At 45.2% G+C, this 22,390-nt stretch carries 17 protein-coding genes; 5 read left to right on the forward strand and 12 right to left on the reverse strand.

Annotation, left to right across the window (positions count from 1 at the left end; all coding sequences use genetic code 11):
* Nucleotides 1-56 precede the first annotated feature (56 nt).
* From C9I98_RS04445 to C9I98_RS04480, 8 genes are all read right to left on the reverse strand, one after another.
* Nucleotides 57-1,241, reverse strand: coding sequence for a glycosyltransferase family 4 protein (locus C9I98_RS04445; protein ID WP_036821116.1), 1,185 nt, complete (start codon nucleotides 1,239-1,241; stop codon nucleotides 57-59).
* Nucleotides 1,238-2,470, reverse strand: coding sequence for a glycosyltransferase (locus tag C9I98_RS04450; protein WP_036821120.1), 1,233 nt, complete (start codon nucleotides 2,468-2,470; stop codon nucleotides 1,238-1,240). Before C9I98_RS04450 ends, C9I98_RS04445 begins: the two co-directional genes overlap by 4 nt.
* Nucleotides 2,471-4,351: an XrtA/PEP-CTERM system amidotransferase gene (locus tag C9I98_RS04455; RefSeq protein WP_036821123.1), complete on the reverse strand. Its 1,881-nt coding sequence runs from the start codon at nucleotides 4,349-4,351 to the stop codon at nucleotides 2,471-2,473. It abuts the gene before it with no gap.
* Nucleotides 4,352-4,452: 101 nt separating this feature from the next.
* Entirely contained in the window at nucleotides 4,453-5,871 is a 1,419-nt protein-coding gene (gene xrtA / locus C9I98_RS04460) for an exosortase A (RefSeq protein ID WP_107271628.1), read from the reverse strand.
* Complete coding sequence (locus C9I98_RS04465; RefSeq protein ID WP_107271629.1) at nucleotides 5,858-7,078, reverse strand: TIGR03087 family PEP-CTERM/XrtA system glycosyltransferase; 1,221 nt, start codon at nucleotides 7,076-7,078, stop codon at nucleotides 5,858-5,860. The genes xrtA and C9I98_RS04465 overlap by 14 nt, the downstream gene beginning before the upstream one ends.
* A 3-nt stretch (nucleotides 7,079-7,081) precedes the next feature.
* Complete coding sequence (locus C9I98_RS04470) at nucleotides 7,082-8,122, reverse strand: FemAB family XrtA/PEP-CTERM system-associated protein (RefSeq protein ID WP_036828215.1); 1,041 nt, start codon at nucleotides 8,120-8,122, stop codon at nucleotides 7,082-7,084.
* Complete coding sequence (locus C9I98_RS04475) at nucleotides 8,058-9,002, reverse strand: XrtA system polysaccharide deacetylase (RefSeq protein ID WP_081879065.1); 945 nt, start codon at nucleotides 9,000-9,002, stop codon at nucleotides 8,058-8,060. The genes C9I98_RS04470 and C9I98_RS04475 overlap by 65 nt, the downstream gene beginning before the upstream one ends.
* Before the next feature lie 2 nt (nucleotides 9,003-9,004).
* On the reverse strand, nucleotides 9,005-10,405 hold the full coding sequence (locus C9I98_RS04480) for a TIGR03013 family XrtA/PEP-CTERM system glycosyltransferase (RefSeq protein ID WP_107271630.1): 1,401 nt from the start codon (nucleotides 10,403-10,405) through the stop codon (nucleotides 9,005-9,007).
* A gap of 187 nt (nucleotides 10,406-10,592) precedes the next feature.
* Between C9I98_RS04480 and C9I98_RS04485 the strand changes: the two genes are divergently transcribed.
* Genes C9I98_RS04485 through C9I98_RS04505 form a run of 5 tightly spaced genes read left to right on the forward strand, consistent with a single transcriptional unit; the run spans nucleotide 10,593 to nucleotide 16,332 of the window.
* A complete protein-coding gene (locus C9I98_RS04485; protein ID WP_211318301.1) occupies nucleotides 10,593-11,252 on the forward strand; it encodes an XrtA/PEP-CTERM system exopolysaccharide export protein in 660 nt (219 codons plus the stop codon).
* Nucleotides 11,253-11,265: 13 nt separating this feature from the next.
* Complete coding sequence (locus C9I98_RS04490; RefSeq protein WP_107271631.1) at nucleotides 11,266-12,807, forward strand: XrtA system polysaccharide chain length determinant; 1,542 nt, start codon at nucleotides 11,266-11,268, stop codon at nucleotides 12,805-12,807.
* Nucleotides 12,804-13,763 carry an XrtA-associated tyrosine autokinase gene (locus C9I98_RS04495; protein ID WP_107271632.1) on the forward strand — a complete coding sequence of 320 codons (960 nt, stop codon included), beginning with the start codon at nucleotides 12,804-12,806 and terminating at the stop codon, nucleotides 13,761-13,763. The genes C9I98_RS04490 and C9I98_RS04495 overlap by 4 nt, the downstream gene beginning before the upstream one ends.
* A complete protein-coding gene (locus tag C9I98_RS04500; RefSeq protein ID WP_158262658.1) occupies nucleotides 13,732-15,189 on the forward strand; it encodes a TIGR03016 family PEP-CTERM system-associated outer membrane protein in 1,458 nt (485 codons plus the stop codon). Before C9I98_RS04495 ends, C9I98_RS04500 begins: the two co-directional genes overlap by 32 nt.
* 3 nt (nucleotides 15,190-15,192) lie before the next feature.
* Nucleotides 15,193-16,332, forward strand: coding sequence for an XrtA/PEP-CTERM system-associated ATPase (locus C9I98_RS04505; RefSeq protein WP_081878885.1), 1,140 nt, complete (start codon nucleotides 15,193-15,195; stop codon nucleotides 16,330-16,332).
* 99 nt (nucleotides 16,333-16,431) lie between these two features.
* On the opposite strand, the gene prsR is transcribed toward C9I98_RS04505, so the two are convergent.
* From prsR to bioA, 4 genes are all read right to left on the reverse strand, one after another.
* Nucleotides 16,432-17,787, reverse strand: a complete 1,356-nt coding sequence (gene prsR, locus C9I98_RS04510) for a PEP-CTERM-box response regulator transcription factor (protein ID WP_036819519.1) — start codon at nucleotides 17,785-17,787, stop codon at nucleotides 16,432-16,434.
* Nucleotides 17,788-17,810: 23 nt separating this feature from the next.
* On the reverse strand, nucleotides 17,811-19,880 hold the full coding sequence (gene prsK / locus C9I98_RS04515) for an XrtA/PEP-CTERM system histidine kinase PrsK (protein WP_158262659.1): 2,070 nt from the start codon (nucleotides 19,878-19,880) through the stop codon (nucleotides 17,811-17,813).
* Nucleotides 19,881-20,380: 500 nt separating this feature from the next.
* Nucleotides 20,381-20,947, reverse strand: a complete 567-nt coding sequence (locus C9I98_RS04520; RefSeq protein WP_036819980.1) for an LON peptidase substrate-binding domain-containing protein — start codon at nucleotides 20,945-20,947, stop codon at nucleotides 20,381-20,383.
* A gap of 123 nt (nucleotides 20,948-21,070) precedes the next feature.
* Nucleotides 21,071-22,330, reverse strand: coding sequence for an adenosylmethionine--8-amino-7-oxononanoate transaminase (gene bioA, locus C9I98_RS04525; RefSeq protein ID WP_036819986.1), 1,260 nt, complete (start codon nucleotides 22,328-22,330; stop codon nucleotides 21,071-21,073).
* Between the last annotated feature and the right edge of the window lie 60 nt (nucleotides 22,331-22,390).

Consider the following 22,390-nt stretch of genomic DNA (forward strand, 5'->3'; position numbering starts at 1 on the left):
AAGCTTACGGTGAAACCATAAGCTTTAGTGTTATACCAACGTTATGTTAGTCGTTATTACTTTTCTGACGTTTTTATGCGCTCTCCCTGAATGGCCAGCTCGTTTGATAAGAGTGTGTTGAATAAATAAATGATCTTTTCCCCATTTTGACGCCAAGTCAGCTGTTTCTCCTTGATTGTCTGCTTCGCGTTCCGCTTCATCTTATCGGCTAAGGCTTCGTCATCAATTAACCGGCGAATCTGCGGTAGCATTGAATCTAAGTTGTCTTGTTTGAATAGCAACGCGTTCTCGCTATCGCGAAGTAACTCTTTAATATTATCTGCATCAGGGGCAACGATAGCTTTGCCCGTTGCTAGGTATTCAATAAGTTTGAGGGGAGAGCACCATGGTGTTACAGCGGGTTGGAGCGCTATGTCTATTTGTGCAAGCCAATGGGGCATGTCCTTGCGGTCGACTAGGCCTGTGAGGTGTACTTGGTTACTCAAATTGAGCTTCTTCGCTTGCTCTTTTAGGTCATTGAGTACGGGCCCATCGCCAACAATGAGTAGTAGGGTGTTAGGATTATTACTTTGCGCTATCATTTCCATGACTTTGTCTAGCTGGTGCCACTCTCGGCAGAAGCCAACAAAGCCAACGACTGTTTTTCCTTCAAAACGTGGCTCCCGTTGCTGGCCATTTTCTGTATTGAATAATGCAGGGTCGATACCATTTGGAATCACAGTGATCTGGTCTTCGCTTACACCAGCTTCATAGAGGTAGTTTGCCATTACGTGGCTAACGGGAAGAAGGTGGTCGGCGTTTCGCCAAGTGTAATATTCAGACCATTTAGCCAGCATAGGAAAATGGATACCGGTATAGTCGTAACGTTCTTTATAGAGTGGCGAGTTTACTTCCAATATCAGCGGTAAGTTGAATAGTTGCTTGGCCCATATGCCTGACGGCAAGAAAATATTATAGCGTTCATAAATGGCGTCCGGCCTATATTTACGAATTGCCTGAATGAGTTTAATGAAGTCGTAGAAACTGTAGCCGAACTCAAGAAGCTCTGATACAAAACCGGGCAACGTTTTGCGAAGCTTAGATACCCATCCACCATCATCACCAAAGTTAGTCGTCTGGCTGACACTTGGGGAGACGATAATAACTTCGTGCCCTAGTGCTTCCAGTGCGCTAATGATGGCATCAATGTGAACGAATTGCCCATCCCTTGAGGCGACTCGGTGGTGATAGAGGATTCTCACAATACGATCTCCTTATCTACCGCAGCTTGCCTGTATATAGGGTTGGTGCGGCTTAAAATACCAATGAATAGGTTATATAACTGAGTGGAAGTTTCATCCCAAGAGTATTGTTCTGCATAACGCCTTGTTGCGTCACGATTTGGAAGTGCATTGAATAGTTGGGAGATGCCATTGGATATAGCATCACTGCTACGGTCAATCAAAAGGCCGGCTTCTGGGCTTTTGACTATTTCGGGTGTTCCCCAGATATTGGTCGCAATGACCGGGGTGCCACATGCCATAGATTCGAGCAATACGTTGGCCCAACCTTCTCGGTTGGACGCCAATATTGAGGCGTCACAGGCCCCAAAATAGTCAGCCAGCCTAGCTTGTTCCAGCCCACCAAGGAAAGTAACCTGCTGGCCTAGATTGTTAGCTGCAATTTGGCTTTCTAGCGCTTTTCTATCAGGACCAGTACCTGCAAGTAGTAGGTGCGCATCAGGGTGGTTTTTTAGCGCATCAATAGTGAGACTTTGCCCTTTTCGTTCGGTTAATAGGCCGACGCTAATGAGCAATTTTTTATCAAGGGGCAGTTTTAGCTTTTGGCGCAACTGTTGCTGCTCATTTTTTGCAGTAAAGCGAAAAAGCGTTAGGTCAACACCATTACGTGAAGTGGTCACCGTTGAAGGCACCGCACCGTGTAAAATCATTTCCTGCCGTAAGGCTTCACACACGGCAAGGTTATGGTTGCTTTGTTGGAAGACCTGCTTAATGTCTTTCAATGGCTTTTTAAATTGTGGGATTAAATTAATATCGGTGCCTCTGGCTGTCACAGTGAAAGGCTTATTCCATTGCTTGGCGACAGCTGCAATCGCCACACCATCAGGAAAGTAATAGTGGCCGTCAATGAGATCAAACTTAAACCCGTGTCGTACCAGCAACTTGATTTGTCGGTTGAGGCAAGCTTGTAATGTGATTGGCGTAATATTCATCCCAATTTTGGGGAGCACGACATAGCGAGGATGATAAATGGCAATATCATGGCGGTGCTCGAAATAGGGTACGGACGCAAACTTAGCATATTGGCCAAAACGCTCATGCTTAAATGGAAACCAGGGAACAGGGGCAATGACCGTGACTTTGACGTCAGGGTATTTTTTCTTCAATTGCCTTAACCGGGTTTCAACAAAAATCCCATGCTTAGGGTCAGCGGCATTGGGATAAAGCGTGGATATTGTAAGTAACTTCATTTACTGCCTCACAATGAATTGAGAAAACATCAATAGGCACCAAAGTGACGAGCCATGGTCGCGAAGTCCTCTCTGGTGTTCATCAAGCATTTTCTGTAACTGTTCAACTTTGAAAATGCCACTGTCTTTCATCTTTTCCGACAGGACATGTTCGCGTAGGGTAGAGTGGAGGCTGTTGCGAAACCAGTCAGAGATAGGAATGGAAAAGCCCATTTTAGGTCGATATAGGATATTACTGTCGACATGCGAGGCGAGGGCTTTTTTAAACGCGTACTTTCCTTCCGTTCCTTTGATATTATGTTTACTGTCAACACCATAGGCCCACTCCATGAACTGATGGTCGAGCAGTGGCGAGCGAACTTCTAATGAATTGGCCATGCTTGCACGATCAACTTTGGTAAGGATATCGCCAGCGAGCCAGGTTTTGATATCCAGGTATTGGATCTGCTTGAGGGGATCGTCCGTGGTTAGCTTGCTTGCGTGTTCCCTAAGTATTTCTATGCCGGTATAGCCATTAAGCGATGATTGGTAACTGTGGCTAAAAAGAGATTGGCGCTCACCGGCTCGAAGTTTGGAGATAGCATTAGCGTAGCCCTCGACGGTGTCCATGGCTAGGGCCTGGAAAGTGGTTTTGGCGCGAAATGGCCTAGGCGCCCAGTCAGCTTTAGGGTAAAGGTGGCCGATTGAACCAAAAAGAGGCTTTCTGATAGGGTAGGGAATGGCATCTCGAAGGCGTTGTTCGGCAAGGTGCATTCGGTGCCGACGGTATCCGCCAAAAATTTCGTCGCCGCCGTCGCCTGACAGTGCAACTTTCACATGTTGCCGAGCCAGCTGGCAGACTTTGAGTGTTGGTAAGGCAGAACTATCGGCATAGGGTTCATCATAGATATCTGTTAAAGAACCGATCAATTGAAAGTCGTCAGGGGTTACAACATGCCGTGTATGATTGGTTTGGTAACGTTCAGCAATCTGCTGGGCGTAGTCACTTTCGTCAAAGGATTTGTCTTCGAATCCGATGGCACATGTATTGATGGGAGACTGCTGTAACTGAGCCATCAGGGCAACGACGGCGCTTGAGTCGACACCGCCTGATAGAAATGCGCCCAGTGGCACATCAGAAACCATCCTTACTTTAACGGCTTCTGTCAGCTTATCGATGAGTTCTTCTTGGGTTTGCTCCCAGCTCATTGCGGTCGCTGGGGCAGATAAGTCCCAATACTTCATTGGGTTTAAATCGCTTCCAGGGCTTAGCGTCAGGCAGTGGCCCGGTTGCAGCTTATAAATATGCTTGTAGGCACTGTATGGGTCAGGAACATAACCATACATGAAGAACTCTTCAGCCATTTCAGGGCGCAAGTCGCGGCAAACCTGCGGGTGGGCCAATAACACTTTCAATTCGGAGCCGAATAAAAACTGCCCTTTTGGCGTAACTGTATAAAAGAACGGTTTTTTTCCTAAGCGATCCCGGCCAAGAAATAGTTTGCGTTTGTTTTGATCCCAAAGGGCAAAAGCGAACATGCCTCGGAAGCGGGTGATGCAATCTTCTCCCCAGGACTCCCAGGCGTGCACAATGACTTCAGTATCACTTAAGGTATTGAACTGGTGCCCAAGTGCAATTAACTCATCGGCCAACTCTTTAAAGTTATAGATCTCTCCATTAAAAACGACTACGACGGTTTTATCTTCGTTGAAAATGGGCTGATGGCCACCTGATAAGTCGATAATCGATAAACGTCGGTGAGCAAGACCTACGAAGTCGTCAACGTAGTAGCCTTCATCATCTGGGCCTCGGTGGCTCTGCTGCCGATTTATTTTTTCCAACAATCCTTGATCAATTTTCTCGGGCTGACGTAAATTAAAAATCCCAGATATACCACACATAGCGCCTCCTCCCTGAGAAGTAGCAATTTAGGTTGCTACTTTTTCTATCCTTTCCATAAGCCTAGTCTTGATATTGCAGCTATTGGCTTTTTGTCTCTGATTTACTTTTGTAGCAGCGCCTGCCATTGTTCAGCGTATTGCATGGCCTTTTGTTTGCCGTTACTTGCTATTGCATATACATCAGCAAACCCTTCTTCTCCTCGTATGAGTTGGCTGGCTTTGGCCAGCTTGATGGATACCGGATCGCTCGAGCAATACCGGTTAACGCAGTACCAGTAAATGACATTAATGGATTGGCCTGAAACATTAACCAAAGAAAGCATTGCCGCATTGGTTTTATCTGACAATGGCAGCTTGCCTTTGCTTTCGATTGACCAGATGTCTTTGTTGAATATGGTATTACTACTGCTAATTAATTCGCCTTTTTCTTTCCACAGCGGGTATCGGGCAGTATAGAAATACGTATCCCCATTGGCATTGGTGGCAAGGGTTGAAAGAGATGCTTGGGGAAAGTCGATTCCCCAACTCGATTGCTCCGTCACCAGAGCTTCAGTCAACAGTGGCGACGTTTGCTCTACGGCTTGTGAAGTTGCGGTAAAGCTTTGTCCCCATAATGCAAATGAGAAGAAAATCACAGTAGCGCTGCCTGCGACTTTGGGCGCTGACTCTAGGTTGCCTTTTGACGTTAGGGGCAAGGAATACGAGTCAGACTTGACCTGCTTATCTGCAAAGAAGCTGGCTGTGAAGAAGATACACAAGATCACTAAGCTGAAGAAAAACCAACCGTAGACAAGGTGGTCAGCGCCGGTTGCATACTTCATGTCTGAAAGGTAGCCGATGACAATAATACCGTAAGCCCGTATACCGTTGGCAATAACGGGAAAAATAAAGGAGAACCCTACAAAGGCCAGCCTTTTCCATACTTTCGTAAATTGCAGGTAGGCGAAAAGGGTACCCAGAGCAAGACTGGAAATAAGAAAACGGATACCAGAGCAAGCTTCGGCAACGAAGAATTGCCCATTGGGAATGGTCAGGTACAAGCCTTCTCGAAAAACTGGGATATTACTGAGCTGTAAGAAAAATATCGAAAGGTCGGCGGTGATAATCTGCAGCCTTGGGATCAGCTCCTCTCCAAAGGGAATACAGAAAACTAAATAAGCAATGGGGAACCAGACGACTTTGGCCTTGGCATTGCCAAGCATGGCCCATAGCAATAATTGAAAGCTGAAAACAGCGGCGGCGTGTTCGAATAGTCCAGCATTAGCAGCCCTGCCTACAAGCCATAGCGAGGCGGGAATTATCATTAGAATGACGGGGAGCCATGCCACTCCTGCTGGCGCGGCCTTGAATGCTTTTTTATGTTGCCAAACAACCCATAGGCTAATTGGAATGATGAGAAAACAATGTTCGTAGGTTTTGGAATTGCCCCAGACGTTCACCATATCAGCCAATGTACCATAGAACATTAGCAGCCAAGCGGCAAAAGGGAGCAATAACAAATAGGGCTTATTGGTCAACATTGCTACCTCCTAGATAATTTAAGAGAGGGAAGAGTTTAGCGTTCCAACTGTATGTGTTTTCGATCCAAACCCTTGACTCTTTAGCACTCGTTAACTCTTCGGTCAGCGTTTTGAGCGCCCATTGAACTGATTCATCGGGATGCTCGGAAACAGTTAAGTGGCTGGTGGGGTAGTTATCAATACCTTCGATACCTAATGGGGAAACCAGCAAGGGTTTCCCCATTGCCATGGCTTCTAATACTTTATTTTGTACCCCGCGCGCTATCTGCATAGGGGCGACAGCACCCTTTGCATGTATGAGGTACGGACGTACATCATGGACACGGCCGGTGACGGTTATGCCTTGGGCCGCTGCAAGTGCCTTAACTTCCGAAGTTGGCGAGCTGCCAACAATATAAAATTTTGCATCCGGTATTTGTTTGATCACTGAAGGCCAAACATGTTGGGCAAACCATATAACGGCATCTGCGTTGGCCCAATAATCCATCGCACCAGTGAAAACGAGGTAGTTTTCATTTTTAAGGTCATAGCTTTCCGCCAAGTGATGGTCTGCATCAGGGGAGAAAAAGAGGCTATCAAGCCCGTTTTCGAGGGGCTGTACTTTCATGCTGGTTGACGCTGGCACCATCGCCCTGAAGGTTTCTGTTTCCGCCGGGGTCACAAAGCAACTGATATCGAATGCGTCTGCTATAGCAATTTCATATTTTGCCAGTGTGCGATGCTCTCGCTGGTAAATCGCCTTCATTAGACCGGTGGTTTTTTCTGCGTACTGTAACCATTTATCAGAGTCGATATCGACAAAATGCATGACAGTATGAAGCCGGTCGTTATAGTGCTCGACGTACTGTGCCATGCTTGAAGAAAAGATGAATGTTTTATTGATGTGGTGGGTATCGATAACCCCATCAACCCAGCGTTGCATTGCCTTGCGAGAGTAGAATGGCAGGGTAATTGGCTTACCGTCGAGTAGAGCCGTTAAGCTTTTTAACTTGCTAAAGCTACGCGAAATGGTGATGAACTTACAATCGGCGCAGAAAGCCCTGACATCGCTTTCAAAACGCGTATCGTATGCATCATCAATAAAGCAGCCAAGGTAAATATCATAGTGCTGGCTTAAAAACTTGAGAATATTGTAGCTGGCAATTTTATCCCCTTTGTTGGGAGGGAAAGGTATCCGGTGGCATAAATACAGTAATGGCTCTTTCATGATTTACCCCAGATACTTAGATAATAGTGGGCCGACTTTTTGGCTAAGGCTAAGCGGTAGTTTTTGCCACACCTTAATGAAGTATTTGTACTTTGGGTTGTTCGGTGACAGGTTAGGGAGCGCTTTGCTTTTCACTAATGCGACACGATAGTGGAGCGGGTGTTCATCCATTCCCCAGTGCTTTTTGTACTTGTAAGAGCCGGAGTCATTTTTACTTCGGCCGAAATCAAAATGGCTCATGCCTTTTTGGTGGGCAATCTGCATCAGTTGGAAGTACATAAAGTCGTTACTTTTTAGATCTCTCGCTTCAAACTTGCCGCCACCGTAGTAGGGGAGCACTTGATCCTTGTAGTAAAAGCTCAGCACGCTAGAAACAGCTTGGTTGTTCTTGTCGTTGATCACCAAGGTTTCACAGCGATCACCAAAGGTGGCTTTCAGTTGGGTGAACAGCTTTTTTGAAAAAACCGGTGTACCGAGGTTACGCACACTTTCTGCATAGATGTCGTAGCAGGTTGCTGGATCGCTGGCGTTATCCCAGGTCAGGTCGTTTTTTTGCGAATGACGAATAACGGCACGCTGCTTACGCTTGATAGACGTTAAGATATCATCAGCATTGTCGGGCAGCTGGCACTGGAACGAAGTGTGATGGCTATTTGATAGCCATGGCCCTTTACTTTCAATCGGCTGCTTATCTCTTAATTCCACATAATCGACGTTCAGATCGCAGCCCAGTTCGTATGCGGCCGACTCCAGCTTCTCCCGAACCGAATCGTTGTTAGCAACAGCACCGCCGTAAACACAAAATGGGGTGGAGATAAGCGCATGCCCGAACAATAAGCTTTTTTGTTCAAAAAGCGGCAAAACACCAACAACTTGCTGGTTTTCTTCAGCAAGTAGATAGTGGTGCTTGTGACCAAAAACAGAGTGGATAACCTCTAACCAGCCCGATAAGTGAAAAAAGCTACCTTCGGGATGGCCGTCAACGTACTTGTCCCATACAGAGTGCTCGTTCTGCGTTAACTTCCGTATCAATAGCTGTTCCATTGCCTTCCTGCCTGCTTATTTGATAAACGTTGCACATTGAATTCCATTCGAAGTCTTTCAATAGCTGTACTAACCGTTGTTCCATCTTGTGTAGGTTTAAGTAGTGCCTAAACTGGGATTTTCTTGATATGCCTTTTACCCTTGGCTGGTTGGGGTCGATCTCCCAAGGGTGGAAATAAAAGCTGTAAGGTTGGCCCGTTTCGTTAATGTAAGATTGGATGAGGTAACGGCTTAGTTGGTAAGGGTAAAAGCGAAAATAACCGCCACCGCCAATCGGAATGTTACGACCAAACTTCGTTAAAGTGGGAATTGGGATTTCGAGGATACCTTCTGGCCGAGAGTGCATAAACCGAGGCCAATTCGGCACACCATAAAGATCATGTTTTACCGGGTAAGTGCTGCTGGTATAAAGAAAACCAAGCTCCTGCAGAACCTCAAATGCCCACGGGTTTGATGTATCAATTGAAAAACTAGGCGCTCGGTAGCCAATGACCTCCTTCCCTGTTAGCGACTCGATCAATGCTTTGCTTTTGGCTACGTCATCCCTGAAGACATCTTTGGTTTGTTTATTTGCTTGTTGGTGCGCATAGCCGTGACTGGCAACTTCATGGCCTTGGGCGGCAATCTCTCTGACCAGCGACGGGCAAGCTTGTGCAACCCAGCCAAGGATAAAAAAAGTCGCCTTGGTTTGGTGTTGCTCTAGTAGTTGCAAAATTCGCTGCGTACTCTGTTCAACCCTTATCGGGTATGTTTTGCCCCATTGCTCTCGTTTTATAACAGACGATAACGCTGCAACGTGATAGTAATCCTCGACGTCGATGGTCATCGCATTGGTGATTTGAGAGGGCTTGTTGGTGATGTTTGCGCTATTGCCGGCCATGGTTAACGTCCTTTTCCGAACAAGACAATTTCTGATGTTCTGATCAGAATAAGAATGTCCAAAAGGAAACTACGGTGCTTGATATAGTAGAGGTCAAATTTTAATTTCTCTATCGCATCTTCCATGCCATCACCATAAGGGTATTTTAATTGAGCCCAACCGGTTAAGCCTGGCTTTACATTCAAGCGTTGTGAGTAATAGGGGATATCGCTTTCAAATTGAGACGAAAATTGCGGGCGCTCGGGGCGGGGGCCAACGAAACACATGTCCCCCATAAACACATTGAACAACTGTGGTAGTTCATCAATCCGGTATTTGCGGAGTATGTTTCCAGTACGAGTAATGCGGTTATCTTCTTTACTAGCCATTTGAGCGCCATTTTTCTCGGCATCGGTTTTCATGCTGCGAAACTTATAGATTGAAAAGACTTTACCGTATAGGCCTACGCGGGTTTGAGAGTAGAGCACGGGAGCCAAGATACCATCTTCTAATTTAATTGCGATAGCGGCAGCAATAATTAGAGGCCAAGTTACGCAGAGAATAAGAATGGCAATTAAGCTATTGAACAACCAGTGAAAAAATGAAAGGAACCAATGCTGTTTGGGTTGGTTATTATAAATAACTGAAGACGGATAAATATGATTAACGGCGATTTGACCCGTTTCTCGTTCTATAAAGTCAATAATGTCGGTAATGACAACGCCATTGACCTTGCAGTTAAACAGGCTCTCCGTTGGTAAATTTCCCCTTCGTTCATCGGCGGCAATGATAATTTCTTCAATGCCGTTTTCCAACACATATTTTTCGATTGGTTCATCAAGCACTAATTCTGGCGCTGATAATTGAGCGCCTTGCTTGTCACCATTAATTTTGATGAAGCCTGTTAGTTCGAAGTGTACGCGGTCAGATTTTCTTCGCATACTGCTATCAATTAAACGTGCACGATCGCCGGCGCCAAGCACAACAACTTTCCGGCGCCCAAGATGCTCATAATTACTCTTGATAGCGATGTAGCGAGCAATGACTAACCCGATAAAGGTGGTGCCATAAAGGATCTCTTTACTTGCCCCAAATAATGGTGGAATCGGTACAAAGAAAGACAATGAAAATGATAAAATGTAGGCAAGTACAATCGCTACCGCAATTCGCACTATGATACCGCGAAAGTTTTCTCTAAGCTTTTCGTTATATAAGCCTACGGAAAGTAGTGTTATCTGTATGGGTAACGTAAAGAAAAATAAGTGTATTAAAAAATAAGCATTGCCATAAACTAGGGAGTTTCCGGCATATATCTCTGCTAAGTAACTAGTTCCAAATGAGAAAATACTGAACAAAATAATAATGTCAGTAATAATTAACGTGGCATTACTAAGGTTTAAATCATGAAATCTTGAATTAGCCATACTATTCCTTAGCGATGAATAATCTATTCCTAATAAGCGCTTACCTAAATGATTATTGTAGAGAAGAAAAAATCTGCAAAATAAAAAAATCATATATAGTTAATTTAGTGCAAATGCTTTTGTTTATATGCACATGTCATATCGGACGATGAGAAATCAGCCTTGTATCACCAAGGTAATTTGCAGAATGGATACTGTTATGAGTAAAGACGGGTTAAGTATTAGATTTTCATTAGTTGCAGCAGTGATTACTACATTAGGGGTAGGTGGTTGTTCTACAACAGATATACCAACATTGCCATCAGCCACACCGCAGTCATCTCTTACCAAAAATATCAATGATTACAAATACCTTATCGGGCCAGGGGACACCTTAAATATCTTTGTTTGGGGGAACCCAGAGATATCAGGCAATTTCATTGTGCGTCCAGACGGCATGATTTCGACTTCGCTGGTGGATGACCTGCCTGCCTCCGGTCGGACACCGACTGATTTAGCGCGAAGCCTAGAAGCTAGGTTATCTGAGTATGTTCGTGATCCTATCGTGACCGTGATGGTGTCAGGTTTCGTTGGACCTTATAGTGAACAAGTACGGGTTATTGGCGAAGCATCACAGCCAAGGGCTATTAACTATCGTCAGAATATGACCTTGCTGGATGTAATGGTGGAAGTGGGCGGGTTAACAGAATTTGCCGATGGTAACGATGCGCGGTTGATACGAGTCGTTGGCGGCCAGCAAAAGCAATTTGGGCTGAAAATGGGTGATCTGGTCCGAGATGGCGATATTCAAGCAAATGTCGATATCCTTCCAGGAGACATCATTATTATTCCTGAAGCATGGTTTTAAGGAGTGAATCGGTATGAAGGAACAATTAGATCTCCTTTTACAATACCTCCGTGGCGCCTGGGTTTATCGTCGATGGGCCGTAATGACGGTATGGTTGCTATGCCCGATTGGCTGGATTGCCGTTACAATGTTACCTAGCCAGTATACCTCTGAAGCAAGGGTGTATGCTGACACTCGCTCTATATTGCAACCTTTACTGCGCGGATTGGCCGTCGATACCGACCCAAGTAAAGAACTTAGCTTAATGGTAAAAACATTACTTAGCCGAACTAACTTAGAAACCATTGCGCGCTATACCGATGCGGATGTTAGTGTCACCACGAATGAAGAATACGACAAGCTGCTAGATGATCTTAAGGAAAACATACAGATTAAATCGGCAGGCAGAGAAAACCTATTTACCATCAGTTACTCTGGGGCAGATCCGCAGTATGTTCAAGATGTTGTTCAGGCTGCACTGGATGTGTTTGTTGAAAATGCTGTTGGTAGAAAGCGGGAAGATACCTCTCAAGCAAACCAGTTTATTGAGGCACAGCTTGCCGAATACGAGGGGCGTCTTGTTGAGGCAGAAAATAACTTAGCGCAGTTTAAGCAAGAAAATGCTGGTGCAATGCCAGACACGCTTCAGCAATTGATTAAGAAAGTTGAAAACTTGAATGCCGCGCTAGAAACAACACGCTTATCCAAGAAAGAAGCTGAAATTCAATTGGCAAATGCACAAAGCCAGCTGCAGCAAGAAATGGTGCTTATATCGAAACAATCATCTAGTTATCAAACTGAGTATGATATTCGATTGGAAGTGCTTGAAACGCGTTTAGATGAATTGTTATTTCGGTTTACAGACAAGCACCCAGATGTGAAAGAAACAAGGCGTCAAATTGCTGAGCTTAAAGACCTTAAAGAGTCTTACATTGAGCAGTCCTCCCCAGATACTGCTAATCCAATCATTAAGGAAATAAAGCTCTATATTGGTAAGTTGGAAAATACGATTGCTTCTCTCACTGTTCGGGAAGAAAACCAGATGGAGAAGATTGCCTCTTTAAGTGAGGTTGTCTCTCAAATACCTGATATAGAAGCAGAGTTCACCAGTTTGATGCGTAACTATGATGTGACCAGGAAACAGTATGAACAGTTATTGACGCGCCGCGAATCAGCGTTAATTTCTCAGAATATCGGCCAAACATCTGACGAGATTACATTCCGGGTGATAGATGCCCCATTATATCCGAAGGCACCGTCAGGCCCGATGAGGCCGCTTTTCTTAGCGGCGGTTTTGGTTGCATCCGTTGGTGCGGGTGGGGGACTGGCTTTTCTGAATAGCCAAGCACGCCCGGTGGTTATTTCTGCCAATCAATTGCTACAACAAACGAATATTCCTGTTTTTGGTGTCGTTTCCGCCACTGAAAATTCGGGGTTGCTCACACAGAGCCGCAAGCAAAAATGGATCTTTGCATTACTCAGTGCCTTGTTACTCCTACTCTTCGCCCTGTTTATGGTGATAAATATTGTGCCATCGCTACAAAGTGCCATTACTCAAGGAGTTAAGTTGATATGAGTATTATTGAGAAGGCCTTGAAAAAACAGGGCGCAAAGCAACCAGGTGAAAAAGAATTGGTGGCGAAGGCCAGTATTACCAAAGCAATGGCGCAAAAGAAATCTTTGCATGTTGAACCAACTTCGCCTCAACCACGGAAAGAAAAAACGAGCACCACTCATCCTGAGCAAGAATTGCCTTACGTTTCGAAGAAACAGCCGGTATCAACTCCAGCGATGGTGATTGATACGCAGAAGTTAAAAGCGGCTGGCATGGTATCGCATGATGATGACAGCACCAACGTTCAGATAAACACGGAGTACCGCTCGATAAAACAAAAGTTGCTCTATAACGCCTTTGGGCCTGCGTCAGGTACGCTTAACCACAGCAACATGGTGATGATAACGAGTGCTAGACCGTCAGAAGGTAAGACATTTACTGCGGTCAATCTAGCCATGAGCGTGGCAGCCGAGAAAGATAAAACCATTCTTTTGGTCGATGCTGATGTCCTCAAGCCAAGTATTTCCGCAACCTTAGGCGTTGATGAAAAACCAGGGCTTATCGATTACTTGCTGGGTGATGTTGCTCAATTATCCGATGTCATTTACTCCACCAATATTCCTAACCTCAGAGTATTACCGGCGGGCTCATCGCATCATTTAAGCAATGAGTTACTAGCCAGTGACAGAATGGAGTCGCTAACCACTGAGTTGGCAACCCGTTATTCTGATCGATTGGTTGTGTTTGATTGTCCGCCGATGCTAGGTGTTGTTGAAACCTTAACGGTGTCTCGATTTATGGGGCAGGCCATGATTGTTGTGTCGGAATCGATGACCAAAATGTCCGAGGTTGAGCAAACCGTTGCCGATTTAAATAAGGAAATGGCAATCGGCTTTGTCGTAAATAAAGCGTTATCTGGAACGAATAGTCAGTATGGATATGGGTATGGCTATGGCGCGAAAACCAACAAAGTATAAGTATTTATTAGGGTCGCTTTCTCTTATTACTACAGGGTGTATCGCTGCTGACGTGACTTTTACTCCTTATGTCGGTGGTGGTTTTACTTTTACTGATAATGTCGATTTAGTGGAGACAGGGCGAGAGTCAAGCTTAATATCCTCGCTTGATTTTGGGATAAATTCCGTTGTGGTGGGTAATCAGGGGCTGTTAAGGCTGGATTATCAAGTGAGTCAGCTGTTCTATAGCCATGACTCAAATGATAATGAAGCTTATCAGGATCTTGATTTTTATACCGAAAAGGGACTATCCGATTCAGGTTTTAGTGTAGATGCAACTGCATCGATTGAAAACGTGGCTGAAGCGATTGATGAAAATGCTACTGCTGATGTGTTTACTGGCAATACGATAGAAAACAAGAATGCCCAGGTTGGTATCAACTACCGCTCAAACCCGCTGAGTAAAGTGGACTTAAGGGCAAGAACCTATGCTCAGGTTACCAATAATGAGGATGATATCGGTAATTACGATGGCTATGGCGCTGAGGTGACCTATGCCAATGGGCGAACTATCAAAGACTACTTCTGGTTAATCGAAGCGTCTTATGATTACAAAAATGGTAAGAATGGTGATTCTGATACTCAATTTACTCGATTTAAAGAGGAGTTTGGAATTCAAACCATAAGCGGTTGGTCACCGCTGCTTAGGTTAAATTATGAGGATTACGAAGGACAAACTAACTCCGACAGCGCAGACTCATTTAGTTGGGGGCCGGGTGTTCGATATTACTGGACGAGACGCTCTTATGGTGAATTGAGTTATAACTTCTCAGAAGATGATAATAATTCTGATTTTTGGGCTGGGGCAATCAATGTTGAGCCTACGGAACGTAGTCGTTTGTTTTTTTCCTATGACAAGCGGTTTTTCGGTGATGCGTATGAGTTCCTGTTGTCGCACCGTTCTCGCAAGCTGACTAACACAATTTCTTATACCGAAGAAGCTGTTAGCTTCGACCGAGAGTTTTTCACCTCGGGTTCTGATGTTTCTGAGGTCTCACTCCAACGCCGCCTTGAATGGTCGTCATTGCTAACATTGCGTCGAACCAATTACGAACTGTCGATTTTCCATGATCAGCGCGAAGCGTTAAATCCAGACACTGATGTTCAAGATGAGGAAGGAAATGGGATAAGGGGTGATATAAAGCATCGCTTATCTCGTCGCTTAACCATGGGGTTAAGTGCTGAATACCGTTATTACGATTTTGAGCGGTTGTCTGAAGGCGATCAGCGTGACCATTATCGTGAATATGATTTTATCACTGAGTATCAGGTTAACCGTGATATCTCGACAAGCTTGAGCCTGTCACATACCAACAAATCATCGTCGAAGTCGAATGACAGTTATGATGAAAGTCGAGTGTCTATCAATGTAAGGATGCAACTGTAGCCTATGTATGAATCACATTTTGGACTAACCGATAAGCCATTCAAACTCAGCCCTGAGCCGCGTTTCTTCTTTTCTAGCCCGCACCATGAGAAGGCGCTCTCTTATTTGCAGTATGGTTTGTCGCAAGGTGAGGGCTTTATTGTTGTGACAGGCCCCATTGGTACCGGTAAAACGACGCTGGCAAGAAGCTTATTGGCATCACTGGACGATTCTTTTGTAGCAATTCAAATAGCGACGACGCGGCTGTCACCTGAAGAGTTGGTGCGTTTGGTTGCGGCTAAGTTTGACATCCCCGTTGAGGGCTTGGATAAGGCCGATATTTTAAAGCGTATGGAGCAATATTTGTTAGCGTTGTATCAGCAGGGCAAGCGGGCACTATTAATTGTTGATGAGGCCCAGAACTTACCGGCTGAGACGGTTGAAGAACTGCGAATGCTATCGAATTTCCAATTGGATGATACCCCGTTAATCCAAAGTTTTTTGCTTGGTCAAGAAGAGCTAAAAGGGATCATTGCACTACCGGATATGGAGCAGTTTCGTCAGAGAATCATTGCCTCTTGTCACCTGCAAGCTTTCGACAGTGCGCAAACCAAAGAGTATATATTGCATCGCCTTGAGCAGGTTGGGTGGGATAACAGCCCGGAGTTGGACAGTGATATCTTTGAGTTGATCACCTCTCAGTCTTGTGGGATCCCTCGAAAGATCAATATCTTGATGGATCGTGTCTTATTGTTTGCTTATCTAGAAGATTTGTCTGAACTTAAACCCGAGCACATTGAGCAAGTATTAGAAGAGATGGGGACGGAATTTTCAGGTTCGCTTTCTCAATCCTCTCATTCCCAGCCAGCACAAGCCCACGAACCAAGTAGAGTTGAAACGGTGGTGACCCAACTATCGGATCATGAAGTTGAGAAACTTCATAAAACCTTGCAATCTGTGACTGAAGTGTTGGATTCGGTCATTGAGCGTAAGGTGGCCACCATTAGATACTTGGATAAGTTGATTATTAAGAAAAAACGCCAAGTGAATGTACTACCCGATGATGAGCAAGAGAAAATCCTTGATGAAGATGTTGGCTCTCTAGGGAGTAAGTACTGGGTGAAACAGTTGATGACGGCAGGTTCGACAGAATCTGAGAGTTAGTCGTGACAGACTAGCTTCGCCATAGAAGATAAAAGAGAAGCCACCGTGATGGCTTCTCTTTTGTTTTGCGCATAATATTTATGCTGGAATGGGGGGCTGCTATTTGGCTTCAACAGCCAGTGCATATTTCTCGATGAGGCTGTAGAGGGTAGGCCGCGTAACCCCGAGTAAATTCGCAGATTGGGAAATATTATTGTTGCTGATGGAAAGCGCCTGAGTAATGGCTTGCTTCTCCGCTTCTTCCCGGACATGGCGCAGGTTGATGGCAACCTTTTGTTCCTGGCTATCACTCGTCTTGGTCAGTGCGAGGTCAAACTCGGTAATGGTTTTTCCATCCGCCATGATGGCAGCAGATTTAATCTTGTTTTGTAGTTCACGAATGTTGCCGGGCCAATGATGTTGTAACATAGCCGAAATGGCTTCTTCACTGAAACCTGAGATTTTTCGTTGTGTTTGCTGGTTGGCAATATGCAAAAAATACTTAGCCAGGAGAACAATGTCTTGTCCACGCTCGCGAAGGGGCGGGTTAGCGATGGTGATTTCACTTATGCGGTAATAGAGATCTTCACGGAAGGTTTTTTCCAACATCATGGCTTCAAGGTTTTGGTGAGTTGCGCAAACTATTTTCACATCGACCGGGATTTCTTGCCGCCCGCCAACACGCTCAATCACTTTTTCTTGCAAGAAGCGTAGGATCTTAGCCTGTAATGGGTAGGGCATATCACCAATTTCATCGAGGAAAAGGGTACCGCCGTTAGCGTGTTCTATTTTGCCGACAGTGGTTTTATGGGCACCGGTAAAAGCACCTTTCTCAAAGCCGAATAGTTCACTCTCTAGCAGTTGTTCAGGAATGGACGCACAGTTAATTGCCACAAAAGGTTGGTCTTTTCTTGGGCTTTTATTGTGGATTGCCCTGGCAAGCACTTCTTTACCTGTGCCGCTTTCACCTAAGATCAAGGTTGATATTTCGCTGCTGGCAATGCGCTCGACCATACGGCAGACATGCTGAACTTGCGGGCTATTGCCAATAAAGCCATTATCATCAAGAGAGGCTTGGCGAAGCCGGATATTTTCAGATTCAAGGTTGGCGATAATAAAAGCCCGCTCAACAATAACCGATAATATATCGTCATCGATTGGCTTTTGGTAAAAGTCATGTGCCCCCAACTCAATGGCTTTTAAGGCATTTTCTTTGTCGTCATTACCGGTGATCACAATGACTTTGCAATAAGGGCTTAGCTCCATAATCTCTTGTAGGGTCTGGAGCCCTTCGGTGGCATTTGCCTCATCAGGAGGTAACCCTAGATCTAACGTGATGACCTTGGGCTCATATCGGCGTAATGCCGTAATGGCTTCTTTGCGATTACTAGCCAGTACCACCTCGTAATCGGAAAGACACCACTTAAGTTGCTTTTGAATGCCGGGATCATCTTCAATGACGAGCAAGGTTTCCATAGGCTATTCCCTTTTTGTAGTAGTTACTTAAGTATAGTGAAACTTTTTTGCGCTAATGTGGTTTGTTTGGGAATTTGTACCGTAAAACAACTACCTTCGTTAGGAGTCGACTCCACGTTGATGAAGCCACCCAGCTGCTCAGCCATGACTTTGGCATCATAGGCGCCAACCCCCATACCCGCATTGCCTTTGGTGGTATCGAAAGGCTTGAATAAACGGTGTTTGATAAAGGATGCCGACATGCCTTGCCCGGTATCTTTAATCATAATTTGAATGCTTTTCGGGGTGTCGACTAATGAGACTACGACACTACCTTCATCTTTGGTCGCTTCCTGCGCATTTTGAATCAGGTGGTTCAAGCTGTTCTGAAAACGCTCCTTGACTGCCACCAGGTTAAGCGGGTGGCGAGAAAAATTATGGAATTCCGGCTTTGGTGCCTGTACCGAGCGGCTTTGGCAAATTTCCTCAATCACCTGCGCAATCTCAAAGGTGGTTTGCGTATCGGCTTCTATTCGTTTTTTACTCAGCTGGGTCAACACTTTGTTTAACCGGGACACAGCAGAATCGACGGTGTCGAACGCATCATCGATGAATTCGGGGTTGTCTCGGTGCTTCTCAGCATTACGGCTGAGTAACTGTAACTGGGCGACGACATTTTTAAGATCATGAACCAAAAATGCCGACATTCGGTTGAAGGTATCAAATTGCTGGCTTTCGGCTAACTTCTGGTTGGTCTCATACATGGTTAGGTAAACGGATAGCTGAACGCTAATGGCATTCATTAAGTCTCTGTCTTCCCAGTTGAGTAAATCAGTGGATGTCGGCTTTGACAGTAGAAATACCCCTTGGGTGCCTGAAGAGGATATCAACGGTACTAAGAGGGTAAATGCCTGATGGGTGCATAGTGGTGCAATGTCGACATTAAATGGTGGCTTTTCATGGCCATGGCATAATTGGGGTAGGTCGACAATCCATTGGTGCTCGATTGTATTTTTGCCTAATGCTTGTAGTAACGGGGAGGCTTCGGGGTGATCAATAGGGCAATGAAGGCTCGTTTCCGGTAATAATTGCCCGTTCTTTTGAATTGCCAAAATACCGTATTCACAGCCAAACGGTCTCATCATTGCTGACAACGCGTTATCGTAGGGGGTTCGGGTTTGATCTTCTATTTCTGAGCAAAAATGCATCCATTCTTCACGGTACTCATATTTGTTGGCAAAGAAGTGCTTCGCAATGAACACTTTCACCTTTTGTCTAAACACATCGGACAGGAATAAGCTGGCTAGCACTAACCCACCAAGGGCAAAAAACAGGGTTTGTGCCGTTTCCGCCCAATCATTACCAATGGCTTTGATGTAGTAACCCGCCAATGACATCAATAAGAGGTAGCTTCCCGCAACCAGAATCAAGGTGCTGTGGTAGATGATGTCGCGGGAAACATAAACTCGGCTCTCCCAGTTCCTTAATCTTCTCGTCGTGATGACGATGAGCGGGATTGCGGCGGTAATCACCCAACCCCGACCTTGCCAAAAAGCAGGGGTGATGGCGTTGGTGAGCAGGGCATCGGCATACAGAGCAAAGTTATAGCCACTAATAAGGCCAACGCCGATACATAGGGGTTTGATGGCTTTTAGCTCGACTCGGTTACTGCGACGGTAAAGTTGCTCGACCAGCCATAGGCAGGCAATGGCTTGAATGAGGTGCAAAAAGAAGAAAACCTTTTGATGCAAAAAAGGGATGGCAAGGCGTGAGATTTCACCAACGGCAATGATTGCCGTGAGATAAATGATGTAGCTATGCGGTTTTGCTGTTAGTAGCGATGAAAAAGATCGGGTTGCTGAAAGTGTACTAATTAATAAAAATGAAAGGCTTAGGTAAAATAGAGTTTCGGTAATTAGCGATGGCAGTACGGATGTTTGATTCACTAATTGAATGGTGGTGGTGATGGCCCAAGAAACGCCAACCAAACACACGATGAGTAGTAATTGCTTTTGTAAGCTTTTCTTTTTATAGGTTGTAAGTAGGAGCAGGAAAAGAACAATAAAACCTACCGATGACGCAATATAGCCCAGAGGGCCAAGCAATAATTCCACTTTGATGTCCTTATCTTAACAAGCGGTACTATTTTGAGATTAGACGATAGGGTGATTGTTTTTCAATTTACTGTTTGCCTGATAGCGTATGACAGAGGTTTTCAGTGGAAAACAGTTGGAGTAGGGTGTGCTGGTCGCCTGCGATAAGGGCACCGTTATAGAGGAACATTGCGGTCAGTAAAATGAGAGGTAAGCAGTTGAGTCCTATAATCAAAATAAGCTTCTTCATTGTTACGGCCCCGAATCAATACGTAAACTTCCCTACTTGAAATTCCTAAAGACAAAGTGTGTTTGCTGCAGCTCTTGTTTTTTAGCGCGTTATGTTTTGCAGCAGTTGCATTTACTTACGAAAATGCGTCTTTGAATAAGATAAATGTAGTGAATACAACGTGAGAATGGTGGCTTATTCCTAAGAAATACGGCCTAAGCTTCAGGGTACGAAACATGTCTTTGTTAAAAACAACATCCGCAGACATGATCGGAATGGTTGGTTAAAGTGGCTATTGGTCTTTTTTTAATTGTTCATCAATGACGTTGTGTAGAAAAGACAGTGCTGCTCGGTGATCATTTCGACTCATGAACCACTGTTTTTGATTAGTTTCCAATGGAAGCAGTTCTAACCACCTTTGGCATACCCAAGTCATATCATTGTAATCAGGCATCGGGTAGTTTGCCGCATGCTCGGGGTACTCTTCGAACAGCGCCCTCAAGCTGGAGGATATATCCCGATCCACGAACTTTATTTCGGTGGGCGACCAATTGGTCATCGGCGTGATGTCGCCGAAGCGCAAGCCATCCTCTTCTTTCCAATGCTTGTTGATCAGAAACTTTTCGACACCCTTTACGGTAATGCCCAACAAACCATCGGGGAGTTTTTCGAAGTCAGTGATGATAGCCCGTGTACCGAAATGGCAGAGCGACTCACCATCTTTCATACAAAGTCCGAAGCCCTCGCTTGAGGCCATGGCCAGTTTGACTAGCCGGGTGTAGCGGGGCTCGAATATTCTTAGCTTACTTATCCCGCCGGGTAGTAAGTAGAGCTGTAACGGAAATAGGGGTAATTGCATAGTATTAGCCTTTCTGACGTTATTTAGATATGTCTATATACGTGCCAACCTTAGGTTGGGTTTGTTATAACGTTCAGGAAAAGTATAAGCAGACAATAATTAGAAGCTGTCTGCTTTTCGATACTACTCAAGTGTTAGTTTGATCGCCGAAGTCAATTGGCTAAGTTCTTGTGGCTTAATGATAAATGGAGGCATTATGTAGACAAGTGTTCCAAAAGGGCGAATCCAGACGCCACTGTCAACAAAAGCTTTTTGGATCGAGGCCATATCAACCGGTTCATGAAGCTCAACAACACCAATGGCACCCAGCCAACGAACATCCTTCACACCCCCAAGTTTTGCTATCTCAGGTAAGGTTTCAGATAGTTGATTCTCAATGCTTTTAACCTGCTCAAGCCAGTGTCCCTGCATTAAAATATCAAGGCTGGCATTGGCCACGGCGCAGGCCAAAGGGTTCCCCATAAAAGTAGGGCCATGCATAAAGCAGCCGGCTTCCCCACTGCATACCGTATTTGCGACATGTTTGGTGGTCAACGTGGCCGAGAGGGTCATATAGCCCCCGGTGAGCGCTTTACCAACGCACATAATATCGGGGTTGATGCCGGCATGTTCACAGGCAAACATTTTTCCTGTTCGGCCAAATCCGGTCGCAATTTCATCGGCAATTAGCAAGATCCCGTATTCGTCACACAGTTCGCGAACCCGAGAAAGGAACGTTGGGTGGTAGATCCGCATCCCGCCCGCTCCTTGCACTATAGGTTCGAGGATAACCGCGGCAACCTCTTGGTGGTGGCACGCCAACTTGTGTTTGAAATCTTCAATGTCCGATTCGTCCCACTCATCGAAAAAACCGCAGTTGGGTGATTGGGCAAAGATGTGCTCGGGCAAAAAGCCCTTATATAGGCTGTGCATCGAGTTATTCGGATCGGTAACTGACATCGCCGCGAAGGTATCACCATGGTAGCCATGCTTCACTGTTAGAAACTTCGGCCGACGCTCACCTTTGGCATGCCAGTATTGCAACGCCATTTTCAACGAGACTTCAACGGCAACCGAGCCTGAGTCAGCAAGGAAAACATGTTGCAAAGGCTCAGGGGTAATGTCGACAAGTTTGCGACACAGTTCAACGGCGGGCTCATGGGTGATCCCTCCAAACATCACATGCGACATCTTGTCGAGTTGGGATTTTGCCGCTTCATTCAGTGCTGGATGGTTATAGCCATGGATGGTCGACCACCAAGAAGACATACCATCGATGATCTCGCGCCCGTCCTCTAGTTTTAGGTAAACACCCTGAGCACTTTCAACGGGATAACACGGTAGCGGGTTAAGGGTAGAAGTATAAGGATGCCAAACATGTTGTTGGTCAAATACCAAGTCAATCTTATTGGTTGAATTTTGCACAGATGTAAACCTTAGTCCTTTTTGATAGTTGACAGTGTA

The organism is Photobacterium sanctipauli, assembly GCF_003026495.1.
In the GTDB taxonomy this organism is placed as follows: Bacteria; Pseudomonadota; Gammaproteobacteria; order Enterobacterales; family Vibrionaceae; genus Photobacterium; species Photobacterium sanctipauli.